At 65.3% G+C, this 314-nt stretch carries 1 pseudogene; it reads right to left on the bottom strand.

Annotation, left to right across the window (positions count from 1 at the left end):
* Positions 1–314 (bottom strand): annotated as a pseudogene (locus Q0915_RS32050) (metal-binding protein); the annotation flags it as partial.

The following is a 314-nucleotide window of genomic DNA, read 5'->3' as shown; positions in this document are numbered from 1 at the left end:
TTGATGAGGGTCTGGAAGTAGAAGGTGTCGGCGCCAGATCCCCCGGTCATGACATCGTCGGCCGGGATCGGCTGGTCCGGATAGAGCTTGCCGTCGGTGAGTTCGTTGTCCGGATCGCCCTCGTCGCGGTCCGGGTCGTAGGCAACCGGTCCCTCGCGTCCGTCGGACTGGGAGATCAGCAGGTCGTTGCCGGCGCCGCCGTTGAGGATGTCCTCGCCGTGACCGCCGTCGAGCACGTCGTTGCCGTCGCCGCCATTGAGGATGTCGTTGCCGTAGGAACCCTGGAGGATATCGTTGCCGGCCTTGCCGTTGAC

This window comes from uncultured Roseibium sp. (assembly GCF_947494555.1).
Taxonomy (GTDB): domain Bacteria; phylum Pseudomonadota; class Alphaproteobacteria; order Rhizobiales; family Stappiaceae; genus Roseibium.
Note: the sequence above shows the minus strand (reverse complement) of the source record. Positions and strands in the feature narration are given on the sequence as shown.